This is a genomic window from Ralstonia sp. 24A2 (assembly GCF_051783885.1).
Lineage (GTDB): Bacteria > Pseudomonadota > Gammaproteobacteria > Burkholderiales > Burkholderiaceae > Ralstonia.
Genome location: NZ_JBPVZD010000003.1, coordinates 463,619 through 480,951, shown reverse-complemented (window position 1 = coordinate 480,951; position 17,333 = coordinate 463,619). Strand labels below are relative to the sequence as shown.

At 64.7% G+C, this 17,333-nt stretch carries 17 protein-coding genes and 1 pseudogene; 11 read left to right on the top strand and 7 right to left on the bottom strand.

Annotated features, from left to right (window positions below):
• Positions 1-91 precede the first annotated feature (91 nt).
• Genes ACS13N_RS19600 through ACS13N_RS19585 form a run of 4 tightly spaced genes read right to left on the bottom strand, consistent with a single transcriptional unit; the run spans position 92 to position 2,912 of the window.
• Positions 92-796: a Crp/Fnr family transcriptional regulator gene (locus ACS13N_RS19600; RefSeq protein ID WP_438933277.1), complete on the bottom strand. Its 705-nt coding sequence runs from the start codon at positions 794-796 to the stop codon at positions 92-94.
• Entirely contained in the window at positions 789-1,424 is a 636-nt protein-coding gene (locus ACS13N_RS19595; RefSeq protein WP_438933276.1) for a 2-hydroxychromene-2-carboxylate isomerase, read from the bottom strand. The genes ACS13N_RS19600 and ACS13N_RS19595 overlap by 8 nt, the downstream gene beginning before the upstream one ends.
• Before the next feature lie 9 nt (positions 1,425-1,433).
• Positions 1,434-2,117, bottom strand: coding sequence for a 3-oxoacid CoA-transferase subunit B (locus ACS13N_RS19590; protein ID WP_438933275.1), 684 nt, complete (start codon positions 2,115-2,117; stop codon positions 1,434-1,436).
• A 30-nt stretch (positions 2,118-2,147) separates the two neighbouring features.
• Positions 2,148-2,912, bottom strand: a complete 765-nt coding sequence (locus ACS13N_RS19585; protein ID WP_438933274.1) for a CoA transferase subunit A — start codon at positions 2,910-2,912, stop codon at positions 2,148-2,150.
• A gap of 241 nt (positions 2,913-3,153) precedes the next feature.
• On the opposite strand from ACS13N_RS19585, the gene ACS13N_RS19580 reads away from it, so the two are divergent.
• Entirely contained in the window at positions 3,154-4,374 is a 1,221-nt protein-coding gene (locus ACS13N_RS19580; RefSeq protein ID WP_438933273.1) for a cation:proton antiporter domain-containing protein, read from the top strand.
• A gap of 67 nt (positions 4,375-4,441) precedes the next feature.
• Complete coding sequence (locus tag ACS13N_RS19575; RefSeq protein WP_438933272.1) at positions 4,442-4,996, top strand: NADPH-dependent FMN reductase; 555 nt, start codon at positions 4,442-4,444, stop codon at positions 4,994-4,996.
• A 423-nt stretch (positions 4,997-5,419) separates the two neighbouring features.
• Here ACS13N_RS19575 and ACS13N_RS19570 read toward each other — a convergent pair whose 3' ends face one another.
• Positions 5,420-6,037: a hypothetical protein gene (locus ACS13N_RS19570; RefSeq protein ID WP_438933271.1), complete on the bottom strand. Its 618-nt coding sequence runs from the start codon at positions 6,035-6,037 to the stop codon at positions 5,420-5,422.
• A gap of 367 nt (positions 6,038-6,404) precedes the next feature.
• Here ACS13N_RS19570 and ACS13N_RS19565 point away from each other — a divergent pair.
• Together ACS13N_RS19565 and ACS13N_RS19560 are read left to right on the top strand one after the other, a co-directional pair.
• A pseudogene (locus tag ACS13N_RS19565) lies at positions 6,405-7,115 on the top strand (GNAT family N-acetyltransferase); the annotation flags it as partial.
• A gap of 96 nt (positions 7,116-7,211) precedes the next feature.
• Complete coding sequence (locus ACS13N_RS19560; protein ID WP_438933270.1) at positions 7,212-7,841, top strand: NUDIX hydrolase; 630 nt, start codon at positions 7,212-7,214, stop codon at positions 7,839-7,841.
• Between the two features lie 134 nt (positions 7,842-7,975).
• On the opposite strand, the gene ACS13N_RS19555 is transcribed toward ACS13N_RS19560, so the two are convergent.
• Positions 7,976-9,604, bottom strand: a complete 1,629-nt coding sequence (locus tag ACS13N_RS19555; protein WP_438933269.1) for a hypothetical protein — start codon at positions 9,602-9,604, stop codon at positions 7,976-7,978.
• A gap of 156 nt (positions 9,605-9,760) precedes the next feature.
• Positions 9,761-10,219, bottom strand: a complete 459-nt coding sequence (locus ACS13N_RS19550; RefSeq protein ID WP_438934454.1) for a FlxA-like family protein — start codon at positions 10,217-10,219, stop codon at positions 9,761-9,763.
• A 292-nt stretch (positions 10,220-10,511) separates the two neighbouring features.
• On the opposite strand from ACS13N_RS19550, the gene ACS13N_RS19545 reads away from it, so the two are divergent.
• The 7 genes from ACS13N_RS19545 (at position 10,512) to ACS13N_RS19515 (ending at position 16,981) form a co-directional block, all read left to right on the top strand.
• Complete coding sequence (locus ACS13N_RS19545) at positions 10,512-11,333, top strand: ABC transporter ATP-binding protein (protein WP_438933268.1); 822 nt, start codon at positions 10,512-10,514, stop codon at positions 11,331-11,333.
• On the top strand, positions 11,317-12,147 hold the full coding sequence (locus ACS13N_RS19540; protein WP_438933267.1) for an ABC transporter permease: 831 nt from the start codon (positions 11,317-11,319) through the stop codon (positions 12,145-12,147). The genes ACS13N_RS19545 and ACS13N_RS19540 overlap by 17 nt, the downstream gene beginning before the upstream one ends.
• Before the next feature lie 28 nt (positions 12,148-12,175).
• Positions 12,176-13,180 carry an ABC transporter substrate-binding protein gene (locus ACS13N_RS19535; protein WP_438933266.1) on the top strand — a complete coding sequence of 335 codons (1,005 nt, stop codon included), beginning with the start codon at positions 12,176-12,178 and terminating at the stop codon, positions 13,178-13,180.
• A gap of 20 nt (positions 13,181-13,200) precedes the next feature.
• Positions 13,201-13,995 (top strand): IclR family transcriptional regulator, encoded by a 795-nt coding sequence (locus ACS13N_RS19530; protein ID WP_438933265.1) that lies wholly within the window; start codon positions 13,201-13,203, stop codon positions 13,993-13,995.
• Between the two features lie 63 nt (positions 13,996-14,058).
• Complete coding sequence (locus ACS13N_RS19525) at positions 14,059-15,246, top strand: CaiB/BaiF CoA transferase family protein (RefSeq protein ID WP_438933264.1); 1,188 nt, start codon at positions 14,059-14,061, stop codon at positions 15,244-15,246.
• A gap of 2 nt (positions 15,247-15,248) precedes the next feature.
• Positions 15,249-16,088: a citryl-CoA lyase gene (locus ACS13N_RS19520; RefSeq protein WP_438933263.1), complete on the top strand. Its 840-nt coding sequence runs from the start codon at positions 15,249-15,251 to the stop codon at positions 16,086-16,088.
• A complete protein-coding gene (locus ACS13N_RS19515; RefSeq protein WP_438933262.1) occupies positions 16,085-16,981 on the top strand; it encodes an SMP-30/gluconolactonase/LRE family protein in 897 nt (298 codons plus the stop codon). The genes ACS13N_RS19520 and ACS13N_RS19515 overlap by 4 nt, the downstream gene beginning before the upstream one ends.
• Positions 16,982-17,333 lie beyond the last annotated feature (352 nt).

The following is a 17,333-nucleotide window of genomic DNA, read 5'->3' as shown; positions in this document are numbered from 1 at the left end:
GCAGCGTAATGATCTTGTCTTGTTGTGCCGCGATTCTAGCGGTTGCAGGCCGCTCTATCGGATGAAGATTCGTTAACAGAGGCGGGCGCCATCAGGCGCCGTAGCTGCGCAGGCGCTCCAGGTCCACCACCGTCACGCCGCCATATTCCAGCCGCACCACACCGTCTTTTTCCAGCGCCTTCAATGACTGGTTGGCCACCTGCCGCGTCATGCCCGAGAGCAGGCCGAGCTCTTCCTGCGTGATCTCCAGATGATCGCCCGCGCCGGGGTAGAGCACCGGGTTGAACAGCGAGGCAATGCAGCGCGCCAGGCGCGGCGTGACATCGAGCAGGCGGTCGTATTCGAGCAGCGCCATGAAGTGGCCGAGCCGCTCATTGAGCTGCTTCACCAGGAAGCGGTTGAAGGCCACGCTGTTCTCGACCAGCCACATGAAGGTGGCGCGGTCCATGAAGGCCATGCGCGTGTCGCGCAGCGCAACGATGTCGTAGCGGCGCGGCTCGTTCTTGAGCACCGTGCCTTCGCCAAACCAGCCGCCGGCCGGTACGCCCGTGAACGTGACGCTGCGGCCCTCGGGCGATACCGTGCCGATCTTGATGAGGCCCGTGACCACGCCGGTCCAGCTTTCCAGCAGCGTGTTCTTCGGGCAGATGCAGGCGCCGCGCGCGTAGGTCTTCTCGACGATGCCAGCGCAGGCACGGTCGGCTTCGTCGCCGGGCAGGTCGATCGACCAAGCGGCAATATGCGCCAGCCGCGCGCGGCTGATACCGGGGCGCGAATTGGTGTCGTGTTCAGCCACGCTGGATACCCACCGGCAACGTGGTCACGCGTTGCACTTCGGGTGTGGCAAGCCAATCGGTGGTGAGGCACCGCACGAACATGTCGGTTGCGTCTTCACCCCAGAACAGCTCGCCGTGGTGCACCAGCGTGGGCACGCCAAACACGCCGAGCGCGATGGCGGTATCGGTGTGCTGGCGCAGAGCATCTTTCACAGCAGGTTGCTCAACGGCGGTGACACCTTCCGCAAAGCCGACCGCCTCGCACAGCGCTGCAAAACCCTCGGACGATGCGACATCGTTGCCATCCCGCCAGATGTGCCAGAACACCGCGCGCACGGCATCGAGCGAGCCATCCATCGCAATCGTCAGCCGCAGTGCCTTGATCGGGTTGAACGGATGCGCGGGCGGCATGCGGAACGGAATGCCAAGCTGTTGCGCGCGGAAGAGCGCATGCCGATAGGTGAACACCCGCTTGGCGCCGATCTCTGCCGGGCCCTTCTGACCCCAGTGGTTCAGCAGTGCACCCAGCACAATCGGGCGTGGGCAGATGACGATGTCGTGCTCGGCCTGCAGCCGGTCGAACTGCTCAAGCTGCAGGTAGGCAAACGGCGAGATGACATCGAAGAACCAGTCGACGGTGGTGGGCATGAACGTTCCTCAGGCCTCAAGCGGTATGGGCATCTGCAGCAGCGGCGCCAGTGTGAAGGGGGCCGCCGTCATGGCGCGAATGTCGTCGAGTGTCGCATGCGAGAGAATTTCGCGCAGCACGAGCCCCGTGTCGGTCACATCAAACACCGCATGCTCAGTCACGATGACCTTGACGCAACCCTGGCCCGTGAGCGGCAGCGTGCAGCGCGGCAGGATCTTCGAGTTGCCGTGCTTGTCGGTATGGGCCAGCGCGGCAATCACCTTGCGGGTGCCGTAGCACAGGTCCATCGCCCCGCCGATGCCGGGCCACCATTTGCCGTTGCGGTCACACGCCCAGTTGGCGAGGTTGCCCAGCGCATCCACCTGCAGCGCGCCGAGGATGGTCACGTCGATATAGCCGTTGCGCATCGCGCCCAGCGACGTAGCAAGGTCCATGATGGCTGCGCCGGGCGGCAGCGTGATCGGCTCGCAGCCGGCGTTGGTGACGTCGCTGTCGATGGCGTCCAGCGCCGGGCGGCCGCCAAAGCCGAAGGCGCCATTCTCGGTGTGGAAGATGACGCCGGCATCGGCATCCAGATAGTTGGCCGTGAGCGTGGGGATGCCCAGTCCGAGGTTGACGACTTCGCCAGCGCGCAATTCCTGCGCGCAGCGGGCGGCAATGCGTTGTTTGGGGTGCTCGGGCAGCGGGTGCATGGCGGTCTCCTTGTCGTTGTGATCGGGTGATCAGGCCTGGGCAGCGGCAGGCAGTCGCCCGAGCTTGGTCCAGTGCTGTTTGTAGAGCGCATGCTGGTCTTCCAGCGACAACCCCTGCACCACCGCATTGACGAACACACCAGGGCACCCCACGCGCTCGGGCGGGATCGTGCCCACTTCCACGATCTCGTTCACCTCGACGATGGTGTAGTCGCCCGCCATGGCGATGTCGCGCTGGTTCTGCAGCGCCGTGCCGCGAAACTCCACGTTGCCGAAGGTATCGGCGCGCCAGCCCTTGATGATCGATACATCGGCGCGCAGGGGCGGCTCCACGAAGCACGTCATGCCGTCCACCATGATCGTTGGCTTGGGGGCGCCCCGCTGGGGAAACATGCCCGGCTGGTCGAGGATGCCCACGCCCACCGGCACGAGTGCGCCGCCCAGGCCCAGCGCGCCCGCGCGCACTTTCTCGGCCCAGGTGCCCATCGGGAAGAACTCGGCCACACGCACGCTGTCGCTCAGGTAAGCCTGTGTCGATTCATCCGTAGTGCCGACGTGCGTGCCGATGTACTCCGCCAACTGGCCCGAGGCAAACAGTCTGGCCTTAAGGAAGCCGCCGCGCAGGCCAGATGTGTTGGCGATGAGCGTGAGCTGGTTGATGCTGCTGGCGAGTAGCGCCTCGATGCAGCAGGCGGGCTCGCCGGCGCCGACGAATTCGCCCAGCATCAGCCGGCTGCCGCTGCGGACGTGGGCAATGGCTTCGTCCACGGAAAGGACTTTGTTGGCGTAGCGCATGTGTTGTCTCCTGGTCTGCCCGGCGCGAGCGGGTCTGCGGCGCAGTGTAGGAGCGGCGCTGCGGCGGCGATGTCTTCTGCATGACATTTGCTTTGTAAGGTTTGCCAAGCCGCATCCCTTATAGTTGTGACGCAAGTGAACAAATCGGCACCGCCGTTGTCGCACAAGGGCCCGCAGGCCCGATCCCGCTGTTCCGCTGGTCCACCCCGTCTTTCCATCCGCCCCAACTTCACAGGAACGCATGCACGTCGACACCCCACTCATCTCCACCGTGATTGGTGGTCTCGTGCTGGCTTTCATCTTCGGCACCATCGCGCATCGGCTGCGCTTGCCGCCGCTGGTGGGCTATCTGGTGGCAGGTGTGGTTGCCGGGCCGTTCACCCCAGGGTTCGTGGCGGACCAGAGCCTCGCGCCGCAACTGGCCGAGCTGGGCGTGATCCTGTTGATGTTTGGCGTGGGGCTGCATTTCTCGATGAAGGAGCTGCTGGCGGTCAAGGCCATCGCCATTCCGGGGGCGCTTGGGCAGATCGCACTCGCCACGCTGATGGGCATGGGGCTGGCGTGGCTGCTCGATTGGAACTGGGGCCCCGGGCTGGTGTTCGGGCTGGCGCTGTCGGTGGCCAGTACGGTGGTGCTGCTCAAGGCGCTGGAAGACCGCGGCATCGACAACTCGCATGAAGGCCATATCGCCGTTGGCTGGCTGATCGTGGAAGACCTCGTGATGGTGGTGACGCTGGTGCTGCTGCCGGCGCTCTCGGGTGCGCTGGGTGGCGCAGGCAGCACGACCGTGGGCGCGTGGGACATCATCAAGGTGCTGGCCATCACGCTGGGCAAGGTGGTGGCGTTTGCCGCGCTGATGCTGGTGGTGGGCCGCCGCGTGATTCCGTGGATGCTGGAGCGCATTGTCATGACCGGCAGCCGCGAGCTGTTCCGCCTGGGGGTGCTGGCGACCGCGCTGGGTGTGGCTTATGGGGCGACGGTGCTGTTTGGGGTGTCGTTTGCACTGGGCGCCTTCTTCGCGGGCATGGTGCTGGCCGAATCCCCTTTCAGCCAGCGGGCGGCGGAAGAGTCGCTGCCGCTGCGCGACGCCTTTTCGGTGCTGTTCTTCGTGTCGGTCGGCATGCTGTTCGACCCGAGCGTGTTGGTTGACGACACCTGGGCGGTGCTGGGCACCGTGCTGATCGTGGTGGTGGGCAAGTCGCTGGCGGCATTTGCGGTGGTGCGCGCCTTTGGTCACGCCAACCGTACGGCGCTCACAATTTCCGCCAGCCTCGCGCAAATCGGCGAGTTTTCGTTCATCCTGATTGGTCTGGGCATTAGCCTGGAGATCCTGCCGGTGCGTGCCCGTGGCCTGCTGCTGGCGGCCGCCATTCTGTCGATCCTGCTGAACCCGTTGATGTTCGGCCTCATTGACCGCCTGAACAAGCGCGCTGCGCTGGCCGAGCCGGCGCGCGCGGAATAGGGCGCTGCCCCTGAGGCCGCGCAACGTTCAACGCCACCCCTGAACCTTTGTCGAGCGAGGAGTCCTCATGAGCAATCTGACTATTGGTGTCATCGTCGGTAGCCTGCGCAAGGCGTCGTTCAACCGCCAGCTGGCGCATGCGCTGATTGGCCTGCTGCCGGCAGGCGCCACTGCCAAGATCATCGAGATTGGCGAGCTGCCGCTGTACAACCAGGATCTGGACGGCAGCCTGCCCGAGCCGGTACAGCGCTTCAAGGCCGACGTGGCGGGCGTGCAGGCGCTGCTGTTTGTCACGCCGGAATACAACCGTGGCATTCCGGGCGTGCTGAAAAATGCGATCGACTGGGGTTCGCGGCCGTACGGCCAGAGTGTGTGGGGCGGCAAGCCGGCGGGCATTGCGGGGGCGTCACCGGGGGCGATCGGCACGGCCCTGGCGCAGGCGCAACTGCGCAACGTGCTCTCGGCCGTGGGCGTGCAGATCGTGCCGTTGCCGGAGGTGTTCTTCCACTTTGCGGGGGAACCGTTCGACGCCGAGGGCGGAGTGACGGAGGCGCGCACGCGCCAATTCCTGCAGGGGTTTGTCGACCGATTCGTCCAGTGGGCGGGGGCGAAGGGCGCCTGAGACGCGCCTGACGAACCAATCGACTTGAATTCCAGGCCGGGCGGGAAGGGGTCCAGCTCGGCCGTTCTTGCTTCCGGGGCGGGGCTCCCGGCTTTACCTGGGGGTTAGGCCAGGAAGGAGGCTGCGCTGATGAGCCAGCCTGCTGCGACGCAGCTTGCGATCCAGGCGGCCATGACGGCGCCAATATCCAACCATTTCATGATTGTTCTCCTTACAACACTTGCATGTATGTCCAGGCAATCGATGTCTGAACAACTGTGCGAAGTTTAGGTGTTGCAATGCGGAAGAACAATATGGTGGGGGGTGAACAGACTGTTCCAAAGGTAACAACAAATTTCAGGCCTTGCGTGGCGCGGCCTGCGCTTGTGCGCCGGCGGGCCGCCACCCGCGCAAGTGATGTTGCTACGCAACAAAATAGATTGCCTACTTCGTGCGGAAGGTGGCGGCCACCGCATCGGCAAAGCGGGCTTCCTCGGAAAATTCCGTCTGGTTGTGCCCAGCTGCCCCAAATACCCGCAACAGGTAGACGGCACCGTTGCCGAAAAAGGCATAGCCTCGGACCATCGCCGTGTGGTTGTTGGAGGTATGCCACTCGCCCTCCCAGTAGATGACGCTGTGCTCGCCCAGCCGCCGTTGCATGGGTGGTTTGCCGCGGATCAGGCGCACGGCCCAGCTCGGGCGATCCCCATGCACGCGCGACTCCATATGGTTGAGCAGGATGGCGAGATCGCGCGGGGGGATGGTCTCCAGGTACAGCGGCGCGCCTTTTTCGAAATCGGATTTGCGCACGGTCACCAGGCTAAAGCCTTCGGATGGTGTGGCCTGTTGCGCAAACACGAGCCGTGACGGCCCGAACGGCGAGTTGATCGTCCCGGCAACAGAGGGGATGGGGGCTTCCTGGTCCAACCGAGGCGGCCCCCACGTACGCGGCAGGGCAACGGTTGCACCGGCGTCAATGCGCATGGTGACCAGATTGGCGAACTTGGGGCCAGCCAGCGCAGGGTTGCATGGCGCCAGGCAAGCCAGGGCAACCCACAGCATGAAGGCGTATCCGCATCGGATGTGCCGGCGAATCCACCTGTTGAACAATGGCGCCACGCGTGAGCTCCTGAAAGAAGACAGCTGGCCGAGGCGTTGGCCGATGAACGGTGCATCTCGAATGCGGACGCTCGCTTTGCGAGCGGCAAAGCGCGTGCCCGCGCCGTTTCCTGGCGCTGTCCTCCCCCGCCGTCAACATATCGACGCATGCCGTTGGACGCTATTGCCACGTAGCGGGGCGCCGAACGGACTAATCCACATCAGGTGCTGCCGGCCGTGGTTCTATCGCGCTGAGGGGGGATGGCTCTTCTCACAGAACCATGAGGTTCGGTACGGTGGTGCTGTATTGATGTCCGGCCCCTGGTTTCGTATGACTGCCACTACCCTTAACCCTTATCAACAACCCATCGGCAACGCTTTGCCGGACTGGAGCCCCCGACCGCTACCGCCGCATGTGCCGTTGGCCGGCCGCTACTGCCGGTTGGAGCCGCTGGATGCCGCGCGCCATGCCGACGCATTGTTCGAGGCATTTGGCCAAGCGCAGGACGGCCGCGACTGGACCTATCTGATGGAAGGTCCGTTTGCCGATGCCGGTGCGTTTCGTGCCTATATCGAGCGCATCGCGGCCAAGCGCGATCCGCTGCAGTACGCGGTGATTGACGCACGCACCGATCGCGCGGTCGGCACGCTGGCGCTGATGCGCATCACGCCGGATCACGGCGTGGTGGAGGTCGGGGCAGTCACGTTCTCGCCGTTGCTGCAGCGCACGCCGGCATCGACCGAGGCGCAGTTCCTGCTGATGAAGCACGTGTTTGACGACCTTGGGTATCGCCGTTACGAGTGGAAGTGCGACACGCTGAATATGCCGTCGCGGCAGGCTGCGCTGCGGCTGGGCTTCGAGTTCGAGGGCATCTTCCGTCAGGCGGTGGTCTACAAGGGCCGCAGCCGCGATACCGCGTGGTTTTCCATCATCGATGCCGATTGGCCCCGGCTGCGCGCCATGTTTGAGCAATGGCTGCTGCCTGACAACTTTGACGCGCAAGGCCGTCAGCGGGTGTCGCTGACCGCGTTGCGCTCGGCTTAGCGCGGCGGCCTGACCTCTCCATCTCGCTGCGCTGATCGCTTGCACGCAATTTGTTGGCTTGTGCTATTCACTCCAGGACAGACGGAGGAAGACATGGGAACCGACAGCAGTGTTCTGGAAGCGATCGTGCGCGGCGTGGAAGGCCTTCGGATTCCCGCCTCTACCGATTGGCCCACGGCCAGGCAACACCTTGCAGACGACGATGGGCAATGGAAGTTTTCTGCGGTTCTGGTGCCGATCGTGGCGCGCAGCGAGCCGACGATCCTGCTGACCAAGCGTTCGTCGGGGCTCAGTGAATATTCTTCGCATGTCAGTTTTCCCGGTGGGCATCCTGAAGCATCCGACAGCACCGTTGGTGCGACGGCACTGCGTGAAGCGCTGGAAGAGGTCCGCATTGTGCCCAGCGCCGTCCAGCTGATTGGATGCCTGCCGCTGCACAAGACAAGAAAGCGCAATCACGCGATCTTCCCTGTGATTGGCATCGTGTCAGCGGCGGCCGAGTGGGCGGCTGCGCCTGCAGAAGTCGAGGAGATCTTTGAATTTCCGCTGGCCACGCTGCTCAATCCGGATCTGCCACGGCAGTACGTGGACGGGGAACGCGCTGGCTCCTGGTATTGGGCAGATCAGGCCCATGACATCTGGGGCGTCACGGCGGTCATCCTGAAATCGCTGGCGGGATTGGTGCTTGCCTCGGCGCGTGACGAGGTGCGCGCCAGTCAGTGAACCGGGGCGGGGCCTGTGCTCATGCTGGCGGACGCTCACCGCGTCATGACAAGCAGGTGCGCCGGCTGTGGCGCCAGCATGCCCCCGCACTCTAGCACTGGCTCTGCGCCCCCTCTCTCCAGAACGAATGAGATTTACAGGTCCGGGGCAGATGCAGCTGCGTACATGCCGCGCAATGCGAGTGCGCGCTCGGTTTCCGGCAGGGCCAGGATGGAATGCGCGAAAGCGATCAGTGCCTGGCAGCGCTCGGCGGGTGGCGTTGTGTGCCGCAGCGTAGGCAGGGTCAGCACGCGTTGCTCCCGCAGTGGCAAGGCCGCCACGGCCAGTTGCAGCGCGGGCAGGGCCTGCGCGCGGGTGACCACGGGTACGTGTTCCGGGTCGGCGGCCTGTACCAGATCGGAGAACAGGGTTTGCTCGCGCGCGATCAATGCACGCGGCAAACGCGCGGCGGCGGCACCTGCGTCGGCCGTGCCATCCAGGTAAGCGACGCAGGCTTCGGGGCTCAGGTTTTGCAGTGCCCGGGCTTCGTCAATGGTCAGCTGCGCATTGGCAAACAGCAGCACATCTGGCGCGGTCGGGATCAGCGCGCGATAGAGCTTGGCCGATTGCGTGCGCAGCAGCGCCGTGACCTCGGCGTCGCCGGCATTGCGCCGCAGGGCCTGCCACACGGTGTCGAGCAGGCGGCTGAAGTGTGCGGGGTATTTGCGTTCCAGCGCCGCATAGAGCGCGCCGCTGCGCAACTCGGCGGCCAGCGCATCGCGCGTGGTGAGTTGCGTGGCCATGGTCGCGTATTCCCCGCCGGGCGAGACGCGCGTGACGACATGGTTATCCAGCAACTCCTGCGCGGTGGGGAACCACATCTGCTCAAACGGCGTGTTCTGCACGTGGCGAATGAACGCATCAGACAGGCCGGCGGCAGCATAGGCGCGCCACAGCTCGCTGTCGGTGGCGCCGGGCGTCTGATCATGCTCGGCGCCGACCGCGCGCGGCCGATGGAAGCCGATGCGCGCGCCTGGCGCGGCGGCGCGGTCCTCACCCGCCAGGAAGGCGATCGTGCAGGCAGAAGCGCAAGCGCGTTCCACGTACGTGCGTAGATGGTGGCGGCGGATGACGTCAGCCACCAGCGTGCCCTCTCGCAGCCAGCCGCCTTCAGAGCGGAGCACGACGGTGGTGGCGTTGGGTGCGCGGCGCAGCGCATCTTCCAGCGCATCGGCGGCGCCGTCGTTCATGCCGCCGGTAAAGAGGACCGCGTGTCCATCGCGTTGCGGTACCACGGTAAAGGGCGAGGCGGCTTGCTCGCCGAGTGCAGTGCGCAGATGCGCCTGCAGGCGCGGCAGATCGTTGATCACGCGCGAGCTTGTGCCGATGGCGCCCAGTGCAATCATCAACTTGGCGACGAACGGCCATAGGTTGCTCATCCCCGTTAGCCGGTTGCGTGCCTGTTCATGCTCGGCCGAACGCCACGTGCCGACCACCGCCCAGATCCACAGAACGATGCCGAGCACATAGATCACCAGCAGCGCTGACGAGGCCGCGCGCGCGGGCGCGTTGTGGGCCAAGGCGTGTGTGACGCCGGCACTCAGCGCCATCACGCCAAATTGCATCAGCGCGGTGTGCAGCCAGTACGAGCGGACGAGGCTGTAGTCACCACGCCAATGACGGGCGAAGAAGTTGCGGGACGGCGCGCGCACCGGCTGCGGGTCGGTGGGTGCGTTCGGGTCTGTCGGGTGGGCGGGGGGCAGGGCGTCGCTGGCGGCGGTCATGCGGGTTCTCGATTCCGCATAGATCGCGGCGGCGCGGCGATTGTCGCTGGTGCCGATGCGCGCCGGCCTCCCCTCATTGGGAGGGTGTGACCGGTGAGCGAAGCGGAGATCGGCCGGTGCGCCATCAAAGCACGGCAGCCGCCGGGGTGCTGCCGGTCAGGCCCTGACCGAAACCAGGGGCGGCTCTGCCGGTTCGATGGCTTCGGCGCTGGCCGGGTGGGCTGCCTGGGCGGCTTTCTGCGCTTGCAGCCGGGCATCGGTCAATGACGACGAGCCGGTGATCTTGTCAGTCGTCCGTGCCTTGACTGCGACTTCCGTTTGGCTGGAGCTCGATTCGCTGTGACGGTTTTCGAGCTGGGTTTCGGCCTGCTCCAGACTCTTCTGGGCCTGCAGGCGTGCGATTTGCGCCTGCACGATCTGGATCTGCTGGCTCAGGAGCTGGGCCTGCTCTTTGGCTTGGTCGGGGGGCAGCCCTTGGTTGGGCAAATCCGCCATCGACTTCTGCAGGTTTTTGAGCTGGCGCTGCAGGCGTTCGATTTCTGTGGCCGAACTGCTTCCGCCGCCCGAGGCGCCGGTGCCCGCAGTGCTGGAAACGGAGGGGGAAGAAAGTTGCATCGCCATCTCGCTAGTCAGTACGTCCTTGAACGGGAGGCGGTCGGAAAACTTTAGGGTCGGCTTAAAAATATTTCCCGCCACCTGGATTTTTTGTGAGTTCTATTAGATAGAACTATGTTCCTTCATAAGGAATGTGAAGAGGCAAATTTCGCGTGATTCATGCGCGGGATCCAAGGTGGCTTGCCTCGTTTACGGGTTTACGCGCCTTATTCTGGTTGATTGTGCCGTATAAAATAGAACTATATTCTATCAAACAGAACGCTCAATGATCGGGCGTTCAAGGAGACGCCCTATGCTTTCTTCTTCCCAGGCCGCCAGCGGTCGGCTGCACGCCGGCTTGCCAGCGGTACAGCTCAATCAGGTATCGGTGCGGTTCGGCAGCTTCACGGCGGTGCAGGGCGTCGATCTGTCGATTGGTGAAGGCGAGTTTGTCGCGGTGGTGGGGCCCACCGGCTGCGGCAAGAGCACGCTGCTCAACGCCGTGACGGGGCTGCTCAAGCCGGCCGGCGGCACCGTCAACGTGTTTGGCGAGCCGCTGACCGGGCTCAATGGCAATGCCGGTTTCATGATGCAGCAGGACTCGCTGCTGCCCTGGAAGACGGCGCTGGACAACGTCGCGCTGGGCCTGGTGTTCCAGGGCATGTCGGTGGATGAAGCCCGCGAACGCGCCCGCCCATGGATGAAGAAGGTCGGCCTGGCGGGTTTCGAGGCGCGCTACCCGCACCAGCTCTCCGGCGGCCAGAAGAAGCGCATCAGCATGGCGCAGACGCTGATCCTCTCGCCCAAGATCGTGCTGATGGACGAGCCGTTCTCCGCGCTCGATGTGCACACGCGCCACCTGATGCAGAGCGAGCTGCTGCGCCTGTGGCAGGAAGACCGCAAGTCGCTGCTGTTCATCACGCACGACCTGGAGGAAGCCATCGCTTTGGCTGATCGGGTGGTCGTCATGTCCGCCGGGCCTGCCAGCCGCCCGGTCGGCGATGTGGAAATCACGCTGCCGCGCCCGCGCAACGTGTCTGAAATCAACATGTCCGACGCGTTCATCCGCCTGTATCGCGAGATCTGGTCGATCCTCGGCACCGAAGTGGAGAAGAGCCATGCCGTCCAGCACTAACGTCGCGCCTGCTATGAGCACGCCGCGCGCCGGTCTCGCGCACAAGACCAAGATCCGCCTGTTCCAGCTTGCCGTGGTGGTGGTGCTGTTCGGCTCGTGGGAGGGCTTTGGCCGCGCCGGCATCATCGACCCGTTCTATTTCTCGATGCCGTCGTCCATCGTCGCGCGCGTCTGGGAGTGGTTCACCGGCGGAGACATCTACACGCACCTGGCCATCACGCTAGCCGAGACGATTCTGTCCTTCGGCATCGGTACGCTGATGGGGATCAGCCTTGGGCTGTGGCTGGGTTTGTCCAAGTTGGCGGCTGAGGTGCTGGACCCGTTCATCAAGATCGTCAATGCGATCCCGCGCATCTTGCTCGCGCCCATCTTCGTGATGTGGTTCGGGCTGGGGTTGACCTCCAAGGTGGCGCTGGGCGCGACGATGGTGCTGTTCATCACCTTCTTCAATACGTACCAGGGCGTGCGTGAAGTGAACCCCGTGATCCTCGCCAATGCGCGCCTGCTCAAGGCCAGCCGCATGAGCCTGCTGCGCCATGTGTATGTGCCGTCTGCTACGAGCTGGATTCTCTCCAGCCTGCGCGCTTCCGTGGGCATGGCGGTGATGGGCGCGATCGTGGCCGAGTACCTCGGCTCCTCGGCGGGCCTGGGCCACCTGATTGCGCAGGCCGAAGGCGTCTTCGATGCCACTGGCGTGTTCTCGGGGATCGTCGTGCTGTCCGCCTTCGTCATCGCCCTGGATCGCAGCGTCGATGCGCTCGAAGGCAAGTTGCTGGTGTGGCGCCCGAAGGCTGATCCGGAAGCCGGCGCCTGACCCAATACAAACATCTACGGAGACAACCATGAAGCGATGGATTTCGGCCCTGCTATGTGCGGCCGCCTGTACGGCAGCCAATGCCGCCGAGCCGGAAAAGAAGGACGTGAGCCTGTCGGTCGGCTCGATGATCCTGAACTACATGCCGGTACCGCTCACGCAGTCGCTCGGCAACTTCCAGAAGGAAGGCCTGAACGTCAAGGTGGAGAACTTCCAGGCCGGCGGCAGCAAGGCGCTGCAGGCGCTGATTGCCGGCTCGACCGATGCGGTGGTGGGCTTCTATGACCACACCATCCACATCCAGGCGCAGGGCAAGGACATCGTGTCGGTGGCGTTGCTCAACATCACGCCGGGCATCGTGCTGGCGGTGCGGCCCGACCTCGACATCAAGAGCGGCAAGGACCTGAAGGGCAAGAAGATCGGCATCACCGCACCGGGTTCGTCCACGGACTTGTTTGCGCGCTACTACGCCATCAAGAACGGCCTGCAGGTGAACGACGTGTCATACATCGCAGTGGGGTCGGGCGCGCCGGGTATGGTGGCGCTGGATCGCAAGGAGATCGACGCGCTGGTCAACTTCGACCCCGTGGCCAGCCTGCTGGAGAAGCGCCGTGCCGCCAAGTTCCTCGTCGATACGCGCACCGATGCTGGCTCCAACGCCGTGTTCGGTGGCCGCTACCCGACCGCCACGCTGTATGTCACGCGGGACTTCATGACGAAGAACCCGGAGACCGTGCAGCGCCTGGTGAACGCCTTCATCCGCACGCTCAAGTGGATCGACGCCAGCACGCCCGAGGCCATTGCCGACAAGATGCCCAAGGAGCAGCAGGTGGGCGGGCGCGATGTGTTTGTCGATGCATTGCGCCATTCCAAGCCGATCTTCTCTAAGGACGGCCTGATGACCGATGCGGATGCCAAGGTGGCCCTGACGGTGCTCTCCAGTTACGACGAAAAGATCCGCAATGCCAAGATCGACCTGAGTAAAACGTACACTAACCGCTTCGTCGACCAAGCCTTGAAGACGGTCCAGTGAGCCGTCTTCCCCCAATCGTCATGACTGCAGAACGCCAAACCGCGCAGAACGAAACCACGCCGGCCGCCAATGAGGGCGATGCCGCTACGCCGGGGCAATCGGGCGTGGCCGCGCTGGACCGTGCGTTCTCGATCCTGTTTGCGTTTCGGCCGGGCGACTACGCGCTCACGCTGGCCGAGCTGGCCGCACGTACCGGGCTCTACAAGAGCACGATCCTGCGGCTGGCGGGCTCGCTCATCCAGCACCGCATGCTGTTCCGCCTGGAAGACGGTCGCTACCAGATTGGCGCGGCACCGCTGATGCTGGGCGCGCTCTACCAGCGCAGCATGCGTCTGAGCGATGTGGTCCTGCCGCACATGCGCGCGCTGGCTGAAATGACGGGTGAAGCCGTGTCGCTCTACATCCGTGAGCGCGACGTGCGTGTCTGTCTGCACCGCGTGGATTCGAACCACTCGATCCGTGACCACGTGCGCGAGGGCGACGTGCTGCCGCTGGAACGTGGCTCAGGCGGTCGCGTGCTGTGCGCGTTCTCGGGCATGCAGGGTGCCACGTACGACGCGATCCGGCGCGACTACTACTACGTGTCGATTGGCGAGCGCGATCGGGAAACGGTCGGTATCTCGGTGCCGGTGTTCGGTGCGCAGCAGGCGCTGCGCGGGGCGCTGTGCCTCGCCGGCCCTGCTTCGCGCATCGATGGGTCGTTGCTGCAATCGTGGCGCGGCCCGGTGCTGGAGCACGCCGCGCAAATTACCTCCACGCTGGGTGGCGACCCTGCGCCCTTGCGCCACGCCGCTCAGCTCATCCAGAAAACCTAGGTTCCGCCAACACGCCCCAGACGGCGAAGGGGCGGAGCCGCTGTAGTTGTAGGAGTTGTTTCCATGGCTTTGCCTCTTGCGGGTTTGCGCGTGCTCGACTTATCGAACGTGCTGGCCGGGCCGTTTTGCGGCTATCAGCTGGGCTTGCTCGGCGCGGAAGTCATCAAGGTCGAAGTGCCTGGCAATGGCGACTTGGCTCGCCGTCTGGGCGCCGATCCGGAACAGGCGCGCCGCAAGATGGGCGCCTCGTTCGTCGCCGTCAATGCGGGCAAGCAGTCCGTCACCGTCAACCTGAAGCACCCGGAAGGGCGGGCGATTCTGCTCAAGCTGGTGGCGCAGGCGGATGCCCTGATTGAAAACTACCGCCCCGGCGTGATGGATCGCCTGGAACTCGGCTACGACGTACTGCGCGAGGTCAACCCACGCCTCGTCTACTGCGCCATCTCCGGCTTCGGCAAGGACGGCCCGTTGAGCGGGCGACCCGCGTACGACCAGATCATCCAGGGCATTTCCGGCGTGATGAGCGTGACGGGCGATGATGAATCGGCCCCGCTGCGCGTCGGCTACCCGATCAGCGATACGGTGGGCGGCATCACGGCGGCATTGGCTGTCACGGCCTGCCTGCTCGGCGCCCAGCGCACGGGCGAGGGCCAGATGGTGGACGTGTCGATGCTGGAATCGACGCTGGCCACCATGGGCTGGGTGGTGTCGAACTACCTGAACGCCGGCGTGAGCCCGCGCCCGATGGGCAATCAGAACTTCACCGCTGCGCCGTCGGGCACGTTCCGCACGGGCGATGGGCTCATCAACATCGCCGCCAACGAAGACAAGCAGTTTGCCGCGCTGTGCCGCGTGATTGGCCAGCCCAGCTTGGTCACCGACGCGCGCTTTGCCGAGCGCCAAGCACGCAAGGAACACCGCCAGGCGCTCAACGACGCGTTGGAAGCCGCGCTGGCCGAGCGCCCCGCTGCCGAATGGGAGCCGCTGCTGATCGATGCCGGCGTCCCGGCGGGGCTGGTGCTGGACGTGCCCGGCGTGCTCGCGCACGAGCAGGTGACGGGCCGTGGCTTCGTCACTTCGTTCCCGGACGAAGGGCAGCGCGTCACGCGCGCGGGCTTCCGCCTCTCGGGCGAAGACCCGTGCCCGCAGACGCCCGCCCCGGCGCTGTCAGCCCATACCGACGATTGGCTCGCCAAGCTCGGCTACCGCCCCGATCAAATCGAAGCGCTGCGTACGGAAGGCGCCATCTAACCATGACCTCGAATCTCTCCCAAGACGCCGCCGGCCTGGCGGCCGACTACTGGCGCACCGATATCATCGACATCGAACCCGGCCGCATCCACGTGCGCGGCTACCCGATCCAGGAGCTGATCGGCAACATCGGCTTTGCCGAAATGATCTGGCTGATGCTGCGCGGCGAGTTGCCGAATAAGCGCCAGGCGGCATTACTGGAGGCGGCGTTGGTGGCGTCGGTGGACCATGGTCCGCACGCACCCTCCATCGCCATTGCCAAGATGGCAACGAGCTGTGGGTTGCCGCTCAACGGTGCGATGGCGTCTGCGTTGAATGCGCTGGACGACGTGCACGGCGGGGCAGGGCAGCAGGCGGTGGAGTTGTTCCACGACATCGAGGCGCGCATGTTCGACGGCGCATCGCTGGAGGCCGCCACGGCGGCGGGTGTCGATACCTTCATCGCCGAGCATGGCAAGTACCTGCCGGGCTTTGGACATCGCTTCCACCCGGTTGACCCGCGTGCAGGCCGCTTGCTCGCGCTGGTGGACGAGGCTGCGCAGGACGGCGTGGTCGGCGGCCGCTATGCCGCCATCGGCCGCGCCATTGAAGCACTGCTTTCGGGCCGCAAGAGCAAGCCGATCCCGATGAACATCGATGGTGCCACCGCCGTCATCTATGCGGAATTGGGCTTTGCGGCACCGCTGGCACGCGGGGTGTTCTGCCTGTCGCGCGCAGTTGGCATCCTGGCGCACGCGTGGGAGCAGAGCGGTCGCGGGGAGCGCAACAAGGGCCCGATGCCGCGCCAGGTGCCGTACCGCTATACCGGCGCCGCCACGCGGCATCTGGCAGAAACCGAATGACGTACTTCAACTGGCCTACCGTCGACACCACGGTCTTCACCGAAATGCCGGCCGAGTTGCGCCGCCCCGTGCCGACTGAATGGTCGCGCGCCAACAAGGGAGGAGCGCCGGTCGATTGCTTTCTTGAAGGCCCGTGTTGGGATGCGGATGGCAATCTGTGGCTGGTCGATATTCCGCATGGCCGGATCCTGCGGGTTTCGCCGCAAGGCAACTGGGAGGCGGTGGCCGAATATGACGGCGAGCCGAACGGCCTCGCACTGCGCCACGACGGCACGCTGCTGATTGCCGACTATAAGAATGGGCTGCTGTCCCTCGACCCGGCGACCGGCCTGGTCAGTCCCTTCCTCACCCGCCGCAATAGTGAACGCTTCAAGGGCCCGAACGACCTGGTCGTCGCCCGCAATGGCGATGTGTATTTCACCGATCAAGGCCAGACCGGCCTGCACGACCCCACCGGTCGCGTGTACCGCCTGCGCCTGGATGGCCGGCTCGATTGCCTGCTCGCCAACGGCCCAAGCCCGAACGGGCTGGCGCTCACGCCGGATGAATCCACTCTGTTCGTGGCCATGACGCGCGACAACGCCGTCTGGCGCCTACCGCTGCTAGCGGATGGCAGCACCAGCAAGGTGGGCCGCTTCGCGCAGTTCTACGGCACCAGCGGCCCGGATGGCATGGCGATGGACGCCGCCGGCAACCTGTTCGTGGCGCATGCCTCACTGGGTTCGGTCTTCGTGCTCTCTCCGCATGGCGAGCCACTGGTGCGCATCGCGTCGTGCCGGGGGCGGACCACGACCAATGTCGCGCTGACACCCGACGCGCAATCACTCGTTATCACCGAATCTGCCACGGGCACCGTATTGCTAGCCCGCTGGACCTCGCCCCGCCACACCTGAGCACACCTGCACGCGCGGGCGCTGTCCTACAGCAGCGCCCGCGTGCAATCGCAGAAATTCCGACGTTTTCCCACGGGCGGTAGACCATGCTGCACTTTCCGGCGCGGCCTTGCCAGGCAAGTGCTGCCACCATCCTTTCTCGCCCTGACAAGCTTGTCGAAGCGGTCATTTTTGTCTCTTTATAGAAGACACGTCTCTAATAGAGATACATTTTGGTAGGAGATGTCCTACAAAATCGACATTCGACTGTAGGAGTGATCCTACAAAACTGGCTGAAAAGCGGTCGGAACTGTCCTACACGACCTGTAGGACTGGGTAAGAAGTGTCCTACAAACCGTTAACCCGGCATCCC

Excerpts from the sequence above, each read along its gene's own strand:
- ACS13N_RS19595 (WP_438933276.1), bottom strand. The coding sequence starts at position 1,424 with ATGCCCACCACCGTCGACTGGTTCTTCGATGTCATCTCGCCGTTTGCC.
- ACS13N_RS19590 (WP_438933275.1), bottom strand. The coding sequence starts at position 2,117 with ATGCACCCGCTGCCCGAGCACCCCAAACAACGCATTGCCGCCCGCTGC.
- ACS13N_RS19585 (WP_438933274.1), bottom strand. The coding sequence starts at position 2,912 with ATGCGCTACGCCAACAAAGTCCTTTCCGTGGACGAAGCCATTGCCCAC.
- ACS13N_RS19580 (WP_438933273.1), top strand. The coding sequence starts at position 3,154 with ATGCACGTCGACACCCCACTCATCTCCACCGTGATTGGTGGTCTCGTG.
- ACS13N_RS19575 (WP_438933272.1), top strand. The coding sequence starts at position 4,442 with ATGAGCAATCTGACTATTGGTGTCATCGTCGGTAGCCTGCGCAAGGCG.
- ACS13N_RS19570 (WP_438933271.1), bottom strand. The coding sequence starts at position 6,037 with ATGCTGTGGGTTGCCCTGGCTTGCCTGGCGCCATGCAACCCTGCGCTG.
- ACS13N_RS19560 (WP_438933270.1), top strand. The coding sequence starts at position 7,212 with ATGGGAACCGACAGCAGTGTTCTGGAAGCGATCGTGCGCGGCGTGGAA.
- ACS13N_RS19555 (WP_438933269.1), bottom strand. The coding sequence starts at position 9,604 with ATGACCGCCGCCAGCGACGCCCTGCCCCCCGCCCACCCGACAGACCCG.
- ACS13N_RS19550 (WP_438934454.1), bottom strand. The coding sequence starts at position 10,219 with ATGCAACTTTCTTCCCCCTCCGTTTCCAGCACTGCGGGCACCGGCGCC.
- ACS13N_RS19545 (WP_438933268.1), top strand. The coding sequence starts at position 10,512 with ATGCTTTCTTCTTCCCAGGCCGCCAGCGGTCGGCTGCACGCCGGCTTG.
- ACS13N_RS19540 (WP_438933267.1), top strand. The coding sequence starts at position 11,317 with ATGCCGTCCAGCACTAACGTCGCGCCTGCTATGAGCACGCCGCGCGCC.
- ACS13N_RS19535 (WP_438933266.1), top strand. The coding sequence starts at position 12,176 with ATGAAGCGATGGATTTCGGCCCTGCTATGTGCGGCCGCCTGTACGGCA.
- ACS13N_RS19530 (WP_438933265.1), top strand. The coding sequence starts at position 13,201 with ATGACTGCAGAACGCCAAACCGCGCAGAACGAAACCACGCCGGCCGCC.
- ACS13N_RS19525 (WP_438933264.1), top strand. The coding sequence starts at position 14,059 with ATGGCTTTGCCTCTTGCGGGTTTGCGCGTGCTCGACTTATCGAACGTG.
- ACS13N_RS19520 (WP_438933263.1), top strand. The coding sequence starts at position 15,249 with ATGACCTCGAATCTCTCCCAAGACGCCGCCGGCCTGGCGGCCGACTAC.
- ACS13N_RS19515 (WP_438933262.1), top strand. The coding sequence starts at position 16,085 with ATGACGTACTTCAACTGGCCTACCGTCGACACCACGGTCTTCACCGAA.